The following is a 16,238-nucleotide window of genomic DNA, read 5'->3' on the forward strand; positions in this document are numbered from 1 at the left end:
CCAGGAAAGAAAACGCCCCGACGGTGCGGGGCGTTTATTCGATGTGTTCGGCGATCCAGGACGGCGCCACCGGACGGTACTGGCTGTCCGGAAACTCCGGTGCTTGCGGCCAGTCCCGCAGGGACTGCACATAACGCAAGAGATCTTTGAACAGTTCATCAGAGAGCGTGGTGGGTATATCAATATCAAGCTGATCGCGATGACGCTCGCGCAACCACTTCACCGACGACAACTCCGCGTCACGCCAGACGCGTTCGGCCTCAGCCTTTTGGGCCTGACTGACTATCGACAGTTCCGGCGCATCATCGGCGAGCCACTCTTCAGCCAGCCCCGGCTGTGGGTTGGCAAAACGCCCAACAACAAAGCCGCTTTCATTACGTTGTACAAAGGGCATCAGAAATTCTCCTGCCAGCCGTAAGACGTGATGCTCACGGACGTTTGAGTTTCACCGGTTACCGTTCTGATACCAATCTGGGCGTCACTGTTGGTCAGCACTTCCAGTGGAATAGACGAGCAATCAAGGGTGGTGTTGTTCGACAGCGAACCAAAACCAAATGTATAAGCATTGAACGGTCCTACCGCGAGGTCTGAAAAGCCAGGATTCCTCAAGTAAATAAAACCGTTATTGCCGTAGTAAAACGCTGCCACATGCGCAATGACCGGTGCTCCTGGAGGAACGCTGATGGTGTAGTTAGCCGATGCCGCACCGGTAACATTACTCAGCAAAACGTCTTGAATCGGCGTTTTCCAAAAGAACATATGCTTGAACTGCTCGAACTGAATGAGATTGTTCGAAGCATCCGTTTTTACCGAGCCGATCCGCCGAACAAGCTCGTAACCCACCGGTACTGCAGGCGCGGTGGGGCTGACGGACATCACTACCTCAGCCGAACCATTGACGGTCGCCCGAATGACAAAGACGTGATACCACGTGTTGGCAGCACGCAAACCAGTGTCGAGCTTGTGTTGGTTCGTCCCGGCGGTCCAAACCGAATTGACCGAGGTCAGCAAGAGACAGGTCAGGCTTGAGTTCAAAACGACAGGATTGCCAGACGCCCTTGCGGTTCCTTTTGAAACAGTGATCGCTTGGGTGGTCGCACCCGCAGTGTTCGACAGCACAAACCCTTCGAGAAAGTTCACAGGCGTAGAGATTGCTACCTGTGCAGCCACCTGAGAGGCCAACGCTGCAATATCGATATTTCCCTGATTGATCGGCGCATTCCAAGCCTTGATGCACCACATCACCGCCAAGTTGCGGGGACGGGTTTCAGTGGAAGTCCGCGCAACTCTGGAGGCATCGAACGACGCATGTTTAAGAGCCGCTCCTGTGGTACCTCCTGCCTGGGAGTTGGCTGTCGCTCCAATCTCAAATACACCTAAACCATCAAGTTCTGGCTTGCCCAGGGGAATGACGCGCCCAACGCTGCCAGTAAGGTTCTGCAGCGCATCCAACTGGCTAGAACCAATCTCCCGCCCCGCATCCACCCCCAGCCCATGATCCCAACCCCGCAGGAACTCCCCCCGCGACTCAGGCAAACGGAAGACGCCCGCCGCTTCCCCACCGGTATTGAAGGTGGTCCCCAGGTACGCCGCCAGATCCGGATATTCCGCGGCACTCTGCACACTGCCATCCACTTCCAGGAACCCCGCCGGCACCGTGCCTTTGGGGAACGGCACCATGGCCCCGACCGGCAATGCCGACATGTTCTTCAGCAAGGCCTCGATCTCGGCCTTGGTGTAGGTCACCGACTTGGTGTACGCATCGGTGATGCCGTACTGGGCCAGGGTGGTCCTGACTTGTTCCGGTGGAATGTTGTCTTTGACGATGGCCTTGATCGCTGCCAGCAACTGGTCGTGCTCGGCCTCGGCAGGCTCCTCGCCACCGGCCCGAATCACGTTCAGCAACTCGTCGGTGACCGCATTGCCCCACTCGGAGGAAATCAGCGAACCGACCTGCCCGGTCACCGGGTTTTCGTCGATGAACTTGCCGTCTTTCAGCCCAACACTGGGCACACTTTTTGGATAATCCACGCTTCTATCCCCTAGTCATAATTGATGTGCACCCGGGTATGCGCCGGTGCACTGCGATGAATCATGCATTCCAGGGCACTCCCCGGACTCATGCCAAAACGTTCCCCCCAATAGCTGGCACCGAATCGCCGCCCCAGTTGCAGGCGGCCGCCGGTGTTGAGGGTCCACATGAATTGCGCCTGCCAGGTGCCGAAGTGCGCGTCACCGAAACGCGAACGCCCCATGCGCGGGGTGCGCAGTTCGGTGACGCTGGCATTGGGGTAACCCTGGCTGCGGGCGATTTCGACGAAGTAGGCGGCGCGCTGGCTGCCCACGGCGAGCAAGCGTCGGCGCACCGCCAGGCGACGGTCATCGAACAGCGGCGTCGCCCCCAGGCAGGGGTCGGGCAAGTTCATGACCTGTTCCCAATCCGCCACCAACTCGCTGACGCTGGCCGGGTCCATCTCGTTTTGCAGGTCGACGGCCCGCGCGTCGATGCGCGCCAGCTCCTGGGCGATGCCTTGCAGCACCTGCTGCAACTGCGGGACGTGCTCGGGCTCCCAGGCCGGGCCGCTGGGCAGCAGGCTGCGCAGTTGGCTCAGGTACTGGGCGGCGTTTCTTAGTCCTGCCATTGGCATTCTCCAAACACCAGCAACTTGTTGCCGCCCGCCAGCACATCCGCCGTGGGTGCCAACAGACGGTGGTCGTGCTCGCCGGCGGCGCTGCTGATGGCTTCGGCGATATGGGTCAGCAGCAGGGTTTCCCCGAGGCCACCTTCACGCTCATGCAGGTCCCGCAGCTGGGCCTCGACGGCCGCACGCACCGCACTGGTGTCGGGGCTCAAGCGCAGGTTGTAGTGCACCGGCGTGATGTCGGGGCGCCGCACATCCACCTCGGCCGTCACCGGGCGCAGGCCGTCGATGTAGGCCTTGACCAGCGCCAGTTGCTGGTCATTGGGAACCGGTTGCGGATCGTCGTCACGCATGACAAAGACCGTGACCGCCACCGGGCCGGTTTTATCGTCCGGCGCCAGGTAGCGCGGACGACACCAGGCACGGGTAATCCCCGCGCATTCCAGGGCCCAGGTTTCGTAGTCATCCGCCGAGCCGCCGTGGGGAATGATCCGGTAGGAACGAATCACCCGGGCCCGCAGGGACTCAAGGCTTTCCTCGGCCAGCCCCCCGGTCAGGCCCGGCGCCAGCACCGTGAACAGGTTGCCCACCCCCTGCACCGGCTGCACCGGAATCAGCTCCAGCCCGGCGTCGGCGTTGCCCAAACTACCGGCGTCTACCGCAGTGATCGAGGCACTGTTAAGACCGGCACGGGTGGTGACGGCGGCGGTCACTTTGTAGCTGCGACCGTCGCTGCTCTGCAGCAAGGTGTCGACATCCAGCACCGCACCGGCAGCGGCCGTAAAGCTGACACTGCCGGTGGCGCCCTGGGCGGCTTTGCGCGGTTGGTTGAGGCGCAGGATCGCCATGCGTTCCAGGGTCGGCTCATCGGCGGTATCCGGCAGAATCTGCTCGGCGATCCAATCCAGATAACCGTACAGGCCAAAGGCGGCGCCACTGAGGGTGCGCGCCAGCACTTGCGCATCGGACTGGCGCAGCGCATCGCTGGCCAGGTCGCTTTGGGTGCGTTTGATCAGCACCGGCAGCGAAGGGGTTTCAAACGGCATAGGTCACCTGCCAACTGTGATTGGGGTTGATGTCCAGGCGCTCGCCATCCGCCAGCACCAGCACCGTGCGCAGATTCAAACGCTGGGCGTCGAGGCGCTCGCTAAGGATCTCGACCGCGCTGCAATGGCCGTCTTCAACCAGCCATTGCAAGGCTTCACGGGCATAGAACTCGGCGTCGAGCTGGGTTTGCCGAGTCAGCTTGACCCGGCGCAGCAGCCACAGGCGTGAGCCGATGCGGTCGTCGGCGACGCTGGGAAAACTGTCGCCCCACCAGCCGAAACGCTCCTCATCGTCGAGGGCATCGTCATCGGCAGCGCGACGCCAGGTGTAGAGGCTGATCAGCACCGAACGGGTCAGGGCCTGTTTCAGGTTGTCACTGGCAAACATGTTCAACCTCCCACCGGCGCACCGGTCTGGCCCGGGCCCGGTTGAACGCCCGAGTGCAGGTGGTTGATCTGGCTGATGCCGGCGGCGACCTGGTCGCCCTGGGAAACGATTCGGCCGCTCTGGGTCAGGGTCGGCGTATCGATGTTCACCGCCGTGGCCGCGCGGATGTTCAAGGTGTCGGTTTCAATCTCGATGACCCGCCCACGCTTGAAGTGAACCTTGTCGCCCTCGTCGGTGTAGATCGCCACTTCCCCCGGCGCCAGGGCCTTGAGGCGGTAGCGGCGGTCAGCGACCACCAGCACCACGGCATGGGAACGGTCGCCCCCGAGAAAGGTGGCAATGCCCTCGGCGCCCGCCAGCGGGTTGCTGGTGAAGCCATAGGGCTCGAAATGCTCCATGTCGTCGTTCACTTCCCCGGCGGTCAGGCGCATCTGTAGCGATTGCAGTTTATTGGCCGAATTGACGAGCACGACGGTGCCGCGCGCCAACAGGCGTGTCAGTAAGCTCATGTTGAATTCCTTCAGGCCCGCGAGGTTACGCAGAAGCCGGCTTCTGGGTTTTCGCCGGGGAGGGGTTGGCGTCAAAGGTATGGGGTGGCGCCACCGCCAAGGTGGTGACCGACCCCTGCTCGGACAGCGTGTAGGTGACCTTGGAAATCAGCAGGTCCTGATCGAAACCCAGCACCGGGTCGATCACTCGCACCAGGGTGTTGTGCCGCCACAAATCACCGTTGGCCTGGCGCCAGCCCTGGACCCGGTAGACAGTGCTCAGGGCCTTGCCGGCGCGGCTCACGCTTTCCCAGTTGGCCCGTTGCTGGGCCAGTTCCGGGCTTAACTGGGCGGCTTCGCTGATCACCGTGATGCGTTTGCGCAGGACCTTGGGGTCCTTGGCCTGGCCAAACACCTCGCTGACCGCCGCACCGCTTTTCTGGTCGCTGCCCTTGTGCTGGCCAATCACCCGGTACTCGGAGAACTGGCTGCTGAAATCCATCGCGGCCTGGGCCGAGAGGATGTTCTTGCCCAGCTCCAGCACGTCGCTGGCGCGCCCGCCACTGCCTGGCGCCGCCAGCAGCAAATTGCCTTCGGCATCGTCGGTGGAGAACACCCGGTACAGGGTCAGCAGGCGATCGATGGACGCGAACACCGTCTCCCCCGGGACAATGCTGTGGGTGTGCAACTTGCTGGTGGGCGCAATCTCGCTGCGCACGCCCACCCCGTAAGTGCCGGCCAGGGCCCGCACGATGCTCAGCAGGTCTTGCTGGCGCCACTGCCCAGGCTGGTTGAGCGCCGCGCAGTCCACCAGGTCCTGGGTCAGCGAACTGCCCTGGATGCTCAGGCTGATCTGCTTGTCGTCATAGCTGATGGGCGCCTTGAACACATAGCCGTTGAGCACCAGGTCGCAACCGATGCGCACCTGGCAACGCGCCCCGGGCAGGATCCGCACCGGCTGGTCCTGCCCCGGCCACTGCCAGGTGATGGTCAGGCTGAAGGTGCGAAACTGCCGCTCCAGATCAGCGCTGATCTCGACACTTTTCCAGCCGCTGTACTCAAGGCCATCCACGGTCAGGGTGACGATATTGGCCAATTCATCCATGACTTACTCCCGCGCCACTTGCACGTCAGCCGGTGGTAGAAAGCCCGGATGGGCCACCCGATTGCGCTGTACTACTTCACCCACCCGGGTGGCATCGGCAAAGCGCTGATAGGCCAGGACCAGGGCCGGCATGCTCTGCTTGGGGCTGAGGCTGATCAGCCGCACCCCCGACGAAGCCACGGCATTGAGGTGCGACTGCAATTGCTGGCGCAGGGTATTGAGCACTTGGTAATGCACCGCGTCGGCCTTGAGCGCGGCTTGCCAGATCACCTCGTTGACCCGCTCGCGCAGGGCCAGCACATCGTCGGCCACCGGCACTTGCAAACGCTGCACCGGCTGGGCCGCCTGCTGCGCCACGGACGGCGTGGTGGTCAGTTTCACCACCGGCGTGGCCACCGGCATCGCTGCCGCCAACCGAGCCATCTGCACCAGCAGCACGTCCTGGACCAGGTTGGCCACGGCCTGGGCGGTGGCGGTGCTGTCCTTGCCGGTGGTCAGTTTCGGCACGTCGACCTGCTTGGCCGACTCCACTTGCTGGGACAGGTCGGCGAGCATTTTGCGGTAGCCGTCGCGGGCAAAATCCTCAAGCCCGCGGACGTCTTCCAGCAGCCCGTTGAACGCGGTGCTCAACTCCTTGGGCAGCGCCTTGACCGCCTTGACCAGGGCCGTGACGTCCCCATACAGCTCGATCAGCGGCTTGAACTCCTTCTGGATGACTTCGAAGACCTGGGTCAGACCCTTGCGCAGCTCCTCGATCCCGACCCGCGCCAGTTTGATCAAGGCCATCGCCTGCTCAAAGCGCAGCACCGCCGCGCCCAGCAGGCGGTCACTGGCCACCAGCAACTGCTGCTGGGTGTTGACCGCCGCCACCGGAAACGGCAGCGGCGGTGCGGGGTAGAACTTCAGGCTGAAGGTCACCAGCCCGCCGTCCTGGCGGGTCTGGGTCATCTCGCATTCACCGACCTTGACCTGCATCCGCCCCAACCAGGGATGAACCAGCTCACCACTGCCCTGCTCCAGCGCCTGGAGCAACTGGTCACGCTGCTCCAGGCAATTGGCGCCGACCACAAAGGCCGTCAGGTCGTGGATTTTTGTCTGCTGGCCCAAGCCTTCGAAAAACGCCTGATCGCGCTGGGGATACTCGTGCAACTGGCCTTTGCGGCCCACCGGGGTTTTCGCCGTGTCGACCCAAAAGGCCACACCGCGAAAGGACGCCGGCAACAAACGATCACGCCAGTTATCAGGCATAGGAACCTCCCAGGGAAAGTGAGCGATAACCAATGGTCGAGGCCACGCTCAGGCCGGGTTGATTGGTCTTGGCCTGTTCGGCGCGCAGGCCTGCCGGTGCGTTTTCAAAGCGCAGGGTCAACCCGCCCTCCAACTGCGCACGGTTATTCATCGCCAGCTGTTGCAGCAACGAGCTGGAGCTTTGTGGCAACGAACTGGACAGGGCCAAACCGCTGGAGGCCTGATCGGCGTCCTTGCGGAAAAAACCAGGCACTTGAGCACCGCCTTCGGCATCGGAACCTTGTGAACCAAAGAAGCCTCGTACACTGCTGCCGGCCTTCTCCATCAAGCCGCCTATGCCGCTGATGGCCTCCCTGATAGGCGCCAGCACCACCTCGAGCTGCTCTCCCCAACCGACAAACCATGCGATCAGCGCGTCCCAATAGGCGCTCACCATTTCCACAGGCGACCAGTCGAACAACGACTTGAAGGTGTCCATGAACGCTGAGGCCATTCCCTTCAGGGACTCCCAGAGCCCGGTAAAGTAAGCACCCAGCGAGTCCCAGATGCCCGTGATCAGGACCATCGGATTCCAGGAGAACCCTGCCTTCAACTCATCGAAGAGACCCAACGCCTGGGTCTTGATCTGCTGCCAGGTCTGACTGAAAAAGCCCGTAACCGTTGCCCAGTTGTTGATCAGCAACATCGTCGGCGTCCAGCTGAAAAACTCCTTAAGCGTTTCCTTGACCTGCACGGCAGCGGCGGGAATCCGCTTCAGGATGCCGATCAGAAAACCACTGAGGTCGCCCCAAAGCCCTGCAAGCACCGCTTTCGGCGACCAATTAAACAGGGCCTTGAATTCAGCCCAGCCCTTATCCACTGCAGCGCCAATAGACGCCCATAGACCGGAAAAAAACTCCGTCACAGAAGCCCACCCACTGACCAGCGTTTCAACCGGGCTCCACTCGAGCGCGCTTTTGATCCGGTCCCAATTCGCGACTATCAGCCCTGCCACAACCGCTACCACCGCCGCCGCGATCCCCAAGGGAGACGCCAGCACACCAAACACCGTAGCAGCCCCCATTGCAGCGGCAGTCACCACCACAAACGCCACAGCGGCGGCGGCCAAGCCTTCAACCAGTGACGGGTTGTTCGCTACAAATTCGCCGATGCTGGTCAGCATCGGCTGCAGGCCCGTCACCATGTTGTTAATGGCTGGCAACAAGGCGCTACCGATATTCTTGGAGATGCCCTCGACGGCCTCATCGAACTGTTTAAGGTTCTTCGCCGTATCCCCGAGCGCACCCTTGGAGTTTTTCTGCCCCAAAGACTTGGCATGGGCCACGGCCAGCTCATTCTCGGCCTTGATCGCCGCCTGCACGCCCGTTACAAAGGGCGCAATCAACCCTGTACCCGAAACCAGCGACGAAAAATTCAGGTCGCCTAGTCCGTTATCGTCCATGTGTTCCCTGAACTTGCTGACCTGTAGACGTACCCCGGTCAGTTCGTAATCCAGCGTCTTGGCGTCAGCCGCCGCAGCGGCCGCGATGGCGGCCACCGGTTGACTGGTTTTACTCCCACTCGTTTTCTTTGATTTGTTCGCCATCACTGCACCTGCTGCATCGCATTGATCCGTTGCGCGTGCTCCAGGGATTCCCGGAGCACATCCAGTGGCCTGGCCATCATCTGTTCGGGGTCAACCTTCCAGAACCAGGCCAGGTCATAGGCGACAGCGATCAGGTCGGCGATGGCTGCGATGCCGCACTCATGAAAAAACTCGCCACCGCCCAGCTCAGGGCGTTGAGGTCGGCCAGGTCCAGTTGGTTGACCGAAGACGGTGGAATGCCGGCGCACACCGCGATGTATTTGGCGGCGATGTCCATGTCCAGGCTGACTTCTTCGCTCTTGTCGATCTTGTACGGCAGCGCCTTGATCGCCCGCACTTCCTGCACCGTGGGGCGGCGCAGGGTGAGTTCGCTCAAGGGCTCGCCGTGGGCATCGATCGGCACGTGCAGCTTCACGATGTTGCTCATTGCCAGGTCCCCTTCTGCCCTTCGAAATTCAGCTCGATGGTGGCGTCATCGCCCTTGGCCACCGGCTCGTCCACCAGGTAGGCGCCGGCCAGCACATAGACTTTGCCGTTGGCGAATTCGCAGGTGACGGTCATGTCGGAACCGGCGATCAGCTGCTTGAGTGGAAAGTCCGGGGTGTGCAACGCCGTGACCTTGAAGGACGGGGTGAGGTCGGTTTCCTTGTAGAAACCCGGAACCACGGTTTCCCGTTTGACGGCCATCAGCGGAGCCTCGCAGCCGCCGTTGATGGTCAGTTGAGCGCCGTCCACTTTGACGTAGCAGGTGCCCGCAATCAGTTGACCCATGATGTTTCTCCCAAAAAATAAGCCCGCTCAAGGCGGGCTGAAAAGACGCAGTGCGGTCGGCGGTTCAGGCCGCAGCGTCGTACTGCAGACGGAACTGGTTGAGCAGCGCGAAGACCCGCAGGCCATTGATGTAGTCCGGCGGGAACAGCACGTTGACTCGGCTCGGGTCCTGCACGTCGCGCTCGACGATCAGGTGCTCGGCGAACAGCTCGGCGTTCTCCACGTGGCCTTCCAGTTCCAGCTTGGCGTACTGGGCAATCAGCTCACCGCGAATGGTGCTCGGGGTGACGATGGGCTGGCCGGCGCCGAAACGGGTGCCGTCGGCGGCCAACTTGTGGCGCCCGTACTTGCTGGTAATCACGCTTTGCAGGCGGCGCACGATAAACGCCGACTGGTGCATGGTTTCGCTGTCCAGGTAGGAGTTGTCGGCCTGGCCGTAGGCGTTCTTCTGGTAGGTGGTGATCGAACGCTGGATGCGCACGTAACCGCCTTCGTAATACGCCGTGGCGATGCCGTAATTGAGCAGCGACTGACGCTCGGTCAGGGTGAAACGCTCGCTGGCGGGGGCCGGATCGACACCGGGCAGGCTGCCGCTTTGGGTCGGACGGCTGGCGTCTGCGGAGATAAACACCGCGGTGCGCGCCGCCAAGGCTGCCGCCTGGACCCACACCGGTTGCGGAACGCCGATTTCCAGGGCCTGGATGGTGACGTGCTGGTCGTTGCGTGCCTGGCCAGCAATCACCAGGGTGCCGACGGTGCCGCGCTTGGCGCTGTAGACGTGGCCGAACAGTTGCTTGGCCCAGGACCAGCGGCCGGTGCTGTCGTCCATCACACCTTGCCAGGCGTTCAGGCTGGCGGTGTCGGTCCAGGGCATGCAGATGAACTCGAAGGGCTCGTCACCCAGGGCCGCCAGGGCCGCGACCTGGTCCGGCACACCGGTGCCACCGGCCATCTTGCCGACCACCAGGGTCAGGCCGGCCGGCGTCTCTTCGCCATTGCTCTTGCCCAGGCGATTGAACTGCAGGCTGATGTCGTTACCGCTGTCGCCGGTCCATTTGGCGCTCAGGGTCACGGTGGCGTCCACGACAGCCGCGGTCACCGGCAGATCCACGGCCGCATTGATTTTCAGGGCCAGGGCGCTGGCGGCCTGGGCGGCGGTGGCGCCACTGACGATGGACGCCTGCACCCGCACGCCACCGACGTACAGATTGAGCAGGCCGCTTTCGCTGGCGGCGCCGGTGATCTTCACCTCGGCCTTGGCCACGCTGCCTTCAGTGCTGTGCAGCGGCAGGCACCAGATCTCGCCCACCGGGTCGGTCTTGCGCCAGGTTTCGTACATCGAGGCAAGCATCGAACCCTGCCCGCCGATGCTCTTGGCCAGGGCCACGCTGGACACCAGCACCAGCTTGCCGAGGTCGTCACTGGCTTGATTGTCATTGACCTGGGCGACCAGCAAGCGGCGCATGGCCGACGAGGCGCTATTGGCAGCCGAGTTGTCCATCTCGGCGTAGAACAGCGGTACACGGATGTCCGCCGGGATATTGCTGAAACCGATCGCCATTATTTGGCTCCTTGAGATTTCGCCGTCTTCACGGCTTTGGTGGTGATATCGCCATCGGCCAGACGTCGGCGCCACCAGGCGCTGTCCGACACTTCACGGCCCGAGGCCGGCAGCAGGTCGCCGGCCTCCGGGTCCGGTACGGCACGGCCGGCGACCGGCAGCACAGTGATGCGTTTGCTCATTGCGTTAGCTCTCCTGAAAAACTCAGTTCCAGGCGCCCGTCAGGCCCTGGACGTTTCAAGTTGGGGTCGGCCGGGTCGATGGCATCGACCCGCACCGTGACCCCGGTAAAAGACGGCAAGCCGTCCAGTTCGCGCTCGTGCCAGGTTTCCGCCGGTTGGCTGGACAGGTTGCGTCCCAGTTGGAACTCGGCGAAAAAAACCAGGCGATACAGCAAGCGGTTGGCGTTGAGGGACACCCGCTCACCGCCGTCGTATTCGATGGGGTTGTACTCGGCACTCGGCTTGAAGCCGACCAGGGCCAGCCAGAGTTCGGCGCGCAGGTCGTGGAGCTGGTCCAGGACCTGCTGCGGGTTGCCGGCGTCCAGCAGCAGGAGCACTTCGAAGCGGTCGCGGATGCTCTGGCGATGGGCGTTTTGGGCACTGTTGGCAGTGGCCAGGTCGTTGCTCGGGGCGATGTACGCCGCCGGTACCGGTTGCGTGGTGTGACTGGTCAGGCTGTCGAGGTCGACGCCGGCCAGGATGCGCCCAGCGAGGCTGGGGCAGTGATTTTGCAGCTGATCGAAAACAGCGCTGAGTTTCATCGAGAGACTCCTGCGGGTTGGCCGCATCACAAGGGGGAATAACGCGCGGGCTCTAGGCCAAGCCGAATAAGCGCCCGACGAGCCGGCTTACCGCGGCAGCACTTTGAGCGGCTTGCTGGCGGGCTTTTTCTTGCCCGCAGCCTTGGCCTTGCCTTGCTTGCCGGCGTTGCACTCGACCGTGGTGCTCCACCCGGACGGGTTGAACAACTGCTCGACCGAGTCCAGCAGGTACTGGCCATCGAGCCCGTCCTTGAAGCCCTGGGCGTTGATCATGCGTTCCGCAAACAGGTCGGTACGCCCGGGCATGTCCAGGCGCAGGCTGGCGGTGCTGCGGTTGAACGCCGCCAGGCGCGCACTGGCCGCCTGCTCGGCGGCGGCCTTGTTCGGGTAGAGGTGCCGATCGGTATGCACGGACGGCACACCGGCGGGCGACTGGCTGTTACGCAGGTCGACGACCTTGAGTTCTCCGGTCTTTTTGTCCTGGTGCTTGGTCTGCACCGCCTTTTGCGTGCTGCCGTCGCTCAGGCGGAATTGATAGCGGTTCACGTCGCGGCGGGTGACTGTAACCACCCCCAACACCTTGCCGCTGGCACTCAACCCGGCCTGGCGGGGCAACACCAGCAACTTGCCTTCAGCCACCTTGGCGGTGCAGTCGTATTGCCGGGCCAGGCGGGTGATGAAGTTGAAGTCGGACTCATTGAGTTGATCGACCCGCGGCACCTTGGTGGCGACCGGGCACAAGGGCGTCCAGCCGTTACGAACCGCCAGGTCATGGACAATCTGCTGCAACGGGACGTTTTCCCAACTGCCACTGCGGGTGGTCTTGCCACTGCCGCGCATGTCGCTGGCCTTGCCGCGGATCTCGATAGAGTCCGGCGGCCCCGTCACCACCACCTCATCCACCGTGTAGCGCCCGAGGCGGGTCAGCGGCAGGCCGGCGTAGCCCATGAACACCTCAATGATGGCGCCACGCTTAGGCAACGCCACGGCGCCGTCGCGGTCATCGATACGCAGCTCGAATTCATCCGACTCCATCCCGGGCTTGTCCGTCGTGCGCAGCGTCAGCAGCCGGTCGTTGATCAGGGCGGTGATGTCCCGGCCGTCGGCAACGATTCGAAACTCTGGGGTCATGGCCCACGCTCCAGAAAAAGAAAACCCCACACGCGGTGGGGTCTGTGGGTGGGGCTGGCAATCAGTCCCACAGTTGAACCAAGGCCTGTGCCTGGTTCGGCAAGACGGGCAGCACGATCAATACCCCGGCCCGAAACGGCTGTGCTTCGTCGGCCAAGCCTTGGTTGGCATCCAACACCGCCTCGACACTGCCATTGAGGTGCCCGTAGTACTGCTGGCACAGCGTATCGAGCAGGTCCCCGTCAGACGTTCTGCAGGTCGTCGCCATAACTTACAAACTCCAGTGAAAAGCCTTGTTTCCGGGGAATACCACCGGCCAGCAGGTGGCTCTGATCTTCGTCAATGCGGGTCAGGCACCAGGTGCCCAGCACTTCGCCGTAGCCAGTGGTCAGGCTCAACGGCAGCAAGCGACTCCCAATGCTACGCAGCGCCTGCAACTGCCCGAGCCCGCCCTTGAACCCCGGAAAGATCGCGCCCTTGAGGGTGATGCTCTCAGTGCCCTGGCCCACCGCCTGCTGGGCGACACTGCGGCTCAGACGCTCCTGGCCAGACCAGCGAAACCCGGTCTGGCGGTGCAGCTCGTCAAAGGCCGCGGTGTCGACGTTGAAGTAGTAAGGCTGAGAAACACCCCCCAGCGGCTGCAGGATCAGCAAGTGTGGAAAGGGCTTCACCGCCTCGGCCGCCGGAGTGCTCGGTTCGGCAAACGCCTCACTCGGGAAAATATTGCCCAGGGCCGGGCTGATCTGCCCGCCGATCCGGTTGATCGCTGCGCCCGCCTTGGCGGTCTGCTCCTGCAGAGCACCAAGGCGCTGCTGGATCTGCGCGGCGGCAGTCACGACCTGGCTGTACTTGGCCGCCACCTCACCGACCACGGACTGTGCGGCGCTGATGCTGCGCATCGTGCGCTGCAACTTGGCGCCCAACACAGGCCCGACGAAGGGCATGTTCTCCAGCTCCGAGGCGGCGCCGGCGATGTCGCTGATGGCGCCATTCATCGGCCCCAGCATCTCATCTGCACTGCGCCGCCCCGCTTCTGCCGCCGCCACCAGGGACTCAAGCCCCGAGTGCAACTGTTCCATATAGGCCATGCCACCTCCTTAAACGTGTGCGGGGTCGAACAACTGGCGGGCGGTCGCCTGCCGGCTGTATTCGTCGAACTGAAAGCGCAAATAGGGCTCCAGCTCACGGGCCAGTTGGGCGGGGTCTTTGACATCCCCCTGGACCGAGATCGACAGGTAGGGCGCGAAGCTGAATTGCTGCTCAAGCACCGGCGATGCCTGTGACGCGAACGACTGCGGCGGGTTGATCGTGGCCAGTGTCGATGCAGAGGGCGACGGACTCTCCATCGAACGCACCACCTGCCCCATCATCAAGGGTGTCTCGCGTGGCTTGAACGATTTGGCGATGTCGCCCATGACCGGCGGGATAGTCTGCCCAGCATTGGCCATCATCAGCGGGCCGGCTGCGGGCAGCCTCTTGAGTGACTCATCAGAGCCGAACATCTTTTTACCCAAGGCACCGCCCAAGGCAGAACCGCCCCAGGCACCGAACGCCCCCCCGATCAAACCACCAATCACTGTTCCAATCACCGGCACCGCGGAGCCAATGGCGGCCCCCGCAGCGGCACCGGCCAGGGTCCCGGCGAGATTGCCTGCCGCCTCGCCATAGCCCTCAGCTTTTTCATCCTGGGTCTTGGCGTTCTGGTAAACATCCGCCACCTGGAAACCGGCGCTGATCACCGAGAGCAGCGAGCCCCCCCTGAATCCCTTCGCCACGGATGCGGCGTCTTTCAGCGCAGTGCCCGGCACTCCGGGCGCAGTGGCACCCTTGGGCAGTTTCTCCAAGCCACTGGGCGTCAGAGGGTTCTTCAATCCACCTGCCCCCTTCGAACGGCTGTTGCCAGAGTTGCCAGACTGGCCACGAGCGCCACCTCGGGGACTTTTGCGCCCCCCACGGCTCCTACGGCGCTTGTTGTCTGCACAGCAACCAACCGTTGACTGAACACAGCCCAGCCCCCCCGCCTTGCTCGCTGACACCCGCTTTGCCACCTCGGGGTCGATCTTCAAAGACCCCCGGAGGACATTGAGCAGGCCCTTGCCAAGGGTGTACGCGGCCATCAGGTTTTTTATCGCGACAAAGCCAACACCCACGGCCGCCAGCCCTAGCACTAACGGAGGAGCCGCCCCCGCCAGTTCAGTCAGTTTGCCGACCACCAGGGTGATGCCTTTGGCCACCTGATCCGTGGCGGGGCGCAAGGCCTCTCCAATGGCCAGCATGCCGTTGTCGACCGCTTGCTCGGTTTCAGCCCACAACTGCTTGGAGAGTTGCCGGCGCTGGGCGAGGTTCTCGTCGAGAGCGCCCGAAGCACTCAACGAACGCTTGCTCAACGCCTCATAACGCTCCCGGCTCTGCGAGTCAGTCAGAGCAGCGGCCTTGAGCGCATCGCCAGTGCCGAGTTTTTCTATCCAGTTATTCAACTGGCTGGCGGCCTCATCGGGACTACCCCCCGTACTCATCTGCACTTGCAGCATCGACCCCAACTGGCTCACCGCCTGCATGCCGGTAAGCCCTCCCGCGCTCGCGCTCTTGAGCAGCGCCGGCAGTAGACGGGCCATATCGGCCGCCTCGAAGTTGCCCTCCTGCCCCTGCAGGGCGATGGCCTCCAGGGCGCTCTCCATGACCTTGGGGTCGTCGATCTTGGCTTGCAACTCCAGGGCCCGCATCAGATTCGCCGTGTTTTCGGCACTGGCGCCCTGGCCCACCGCAAACTTCGCCGCCAGCGGGGCATAGCCCTGGGCCTTGTCCAGCGACATGCCATTGACGAGCATCTTGCTCACCAGCCCGGCCACCTCGTTGCGGCCCATTCCCGTGTCTTTCGCCGTCTGCATGACGGTTTGACTCAACTGCGCTTCCCGGGGCGTGTTAGCAACATTGGCCTTGATCGCCATGTCACGGATAAGCGCCTGATAATCGGCACTGACCTTGACCGGAGCTTTCAGTGTGTCGACACCGATCTTGGCCCAACCATAAGCCGCCTTGAGGTCGGTCTTGCCCTGATCGATCTGCTGCTGCCCACGGGCCTTAAGCTCTGAACCACGAGCCACTGCGCCCAGGGCCTGATACTCCTCACGCAGTTGATGGACCAGGACACCCTGCTTGCGCAGCCCATTCCGGTTGTTTTCCAGACTGCGCCACAACCCGGCGGCGGAAGCAGCGCCACGATCGTGAGCCTTTTGCCATGCGTCCTGCAGACGCAAGGTTTCACCAATGGTTTTTTCCAACACCCTGGCATTGTTGCCTTGCGCTTCCAGTTTTTTGATCCGGTCTTCCACCGTCTTGAAGGCGGCGTCCAACGTCGAACTGACGGCAGCACCAATCACCACCAGCCCTGATACCAGTTTGCTCGCCATCTGCTACTCCTGATCCTGCGGTGAAGGGCTCAATCCGTGAGCCACCAGACCATGTCGCTAAAGCGCATGGTCATGATCTCCTCGGCGGAAAAATGCAGCT

The 16,238-nt window shown here is 62.8% G+C and carries 18 protein-coding genes; all 18 read right to left on the minus strand.

The window, feature by feature from the left end:
• Positions 1-34: 34 nt before the first annotated feature.
• Positions 35-394 (minus strand): phage tail assembly chaperone, encoded by a 360-nt coding sequence (locus M1B34_RS19145; protein ID WP_268265957.1) that lies wholly within the window; start codon positions 392-394, stop codon positions 35-37.
• Positions 394-2,031 (minus strand): phage tail protein, encoded by a 1,638-nt coding sequence (locus tag M1B34_RS19150; RefSeq protein ID WP_268265958.1) that lies wholly within the window; start codon positions 2,029-2,031, stop codon positions 394-396. The genes M1B34_RS19145 and M1B34_RS19150 overlap by 1 nt, the downstream gene beginning before the upstream one ends.
• Before the next feature lie 11 nt (positions 2,032-2,042).
• Complete coding sequence (locus tag M1B34_RS19155) at positions 2,043-2,642, minus strand: YmfQ family protein (RefSeq protein WP_123336596.1); 600 nt, start codon at positions 2,640-2,642, stop codon at positions 2,043-2,045.
• Positions 2,630-3,688, minus strand: a complete 1,059-nt coding sequence (locus tag M1B34_RS19160) for a baseplate J/gp47 family protein (protein WP_268265959.1) — start codon at positions 3,686-3,688, stop codon at positions 2,630-2,632. The genes M1B34_RS19155 and M1B34_RS19160 overlap by 13 nt, the downstream gene beginning before the upstream one ends.
• The gene (locus M1B34_RS19165) at positions 3,678-4,076 is read right to left on the minus strand and encodes a phage GP46 family protein (protein ID WP_123336600.1); all 399 of its coding nucleotides are present in this window, start codon (positions 4,074-4,076) and stop codon (positions 3,678-3,680) included. The genes M1B34_RS19160 and M1B34_RS19165 overlap by 11 nt, the downstream gene beginning before the upstream one ends.
• Before the next feature lie 2 nt (positions 4,077-4,078).
• Positions 4,079-4,585, minus strand: coding sequence for a phage baseplate assembly protein V (locus tag M1B34_RS19170; protein WP_123336602.1), 507 nt, complete (start codon positions 4,583-4,585; stop codon positions 4,079-4,081).
• A gap of 25 nt (positions 4,586-4,610) precedes the next feature.
• Entirely contained in the window at positions 4,611-5,669 is a 1,059-nt protein-coding gene (locus tag M1B34_RS19175) for a phage baseplate assembly protein (protein WP_268265960.1), read from the minus strand.
• Between the two features lie 3 nt (positions 5,670-5,672).
• Positions 5,673-6,917, minus strand: a complete 1,245-nt coding sequence (locus M1B34_RS19180; RefSeq protein ID WP_123336606.1) for a DNA circularization protein — start codon at positions 6,915-6,917, stop codon at positions 5,673-5,675.
• The gene (locus tag M1B34_RS19185) at positions 6,910-8,502 is read right to left on the minus strand and encodes a phage tail tape measure protein (RefSeq protein ID WP_268265961.1); all 1,593 of its coding nucleotides are present in this window, start codon (positions 8,500-8,502) and stop codon (positions 6,910-6,912) included. The genes M1B34_RS19180 and M1B34_RS19185 overlap by 8 nt, the downstream gene beginning before the upstream one ends.
• A 130-nt stretch (positions 8,503-8,632) precedes the next feature.
• Positions 8,633-8,929, minus strand: a complete 297-nt coding sequence (locus tag M1B34_RS19190; protein WP_268265962.1) for a phage tail assembly protein — start codon at positions 8,927-8,929, stop codon at positions 8,633-8,635.
• Complete coding sequence (locus M1B34_RS19195) at positions 8,926-9,273, minus strand: phage tail tube protein (RefSeq protein WP_123336613.1); 348 nt, start codon at positions 9,271-9,273, stop codon at positions 8,926-8,928. The genes M1B34_RS19190 and M1B34_RS19195 overlap by 4 nt, the downstream gene beginning before the upstream one ends.
• 64 nt (positions 9,274-9,337) lie before the next feature.
• Positions 9,338-10,834, minus strand: coding sequence for a phage tail sheath subtilisin-like domain-containing protein (locus M1B34_RS19200; protein ID WP_268265963.1), 1,497 nt, complete (start codon positions 10,832-10,834; stop codon positions 9,338-9,340).
• Positions 10,834-11,016: a DUF2635 domain-containing protein gene (locus tag M1B34_RS19205; protein ID WP_123336617.1), complete on the minus strand. Its 183-nt coding sequence runs from the start codon at positions 11,014-11,016 to the stop codon at positions 10,834-10,836. Before M1B34_RS19205 ends, M1B34_RS19200 begins: the two co-directional genes overlap by 1 nt.
• Positions 11,013-11,597, minus strand: coding sequence for a phage tail terminator protein (locus tag M1B34_RS19210; RefSeq protein ID WP_268265964.1), 585 nt, complete (start codon positions 11,595-11,597; stop codon positions 11,013-11,015). The genes M1B34_RS19205 and M1B34_RS19210 overlap by 4 nt, the downstream gene beginning before the upstream one ends.
• An 87-nt stretch (positions 11,598-11,684) precedes the next feature.
• Positions 11,685-12,728, minus strand: coding sequence for a phage late control D family protein (locus tag M1B34_RS19215; RefSeq protein ID WP_268265965.1), 1,044 nt, complete (start codon positions 12,726-12,728; stop codon positions 11,685-11,687).
• Positions 12,729-12,789: 61 nt separating this feature from the next.
• The gene (locus M1B34_RS19220; protein WP_268265966.1) at positions 12,790-12,996 is read right to left on the minus strand and encodes a tail protein X; all 207 of its coding nucleotides are present in this window, start codon (positions 12,994-12,996) and stop codon (positions 12,790-12,792) included.
• Entirely contained in the window at positions 12,971-13,816 is an 846-nt protein-coding gene (locus M1B34_RS19225; RefSeq protein WP_123336625.1) for a phage tail protein, read from the minus strand. The genes M1B34_RS19220 and M1B34_RS19225 overlap by 26 nt, the downstream gene beginning before the upstream one ends.
• A gap of 9 nt (positions 13,817-13,825) precedes the next feature.
• On the minus strand, positions 13,826-16,138 hold the full coding sequence (locus M1B34_RS19230; RefSeq protein WP_268265967.1) for a phage tail tape measure protein: 2,313 nt from the start codon (positions 16,136-16,138) through the stop codon (positions 13,826-13,828).
• Positions 16,139-16,238 lie beyond the last annotated feature (100 nt).

The sequence above is a fragment of the Pseudomonas morbosilactucae genome, from assembly GCF_023241715.1.
Classification (GTDB): domain Bacteria; phylum Pseudomonadota; class Gammaproteobacteria; order Pseudomonadales; family Pseudomonadaceae; genus Aquipseudomonas; species Aquipseudomonas morbosilactucae.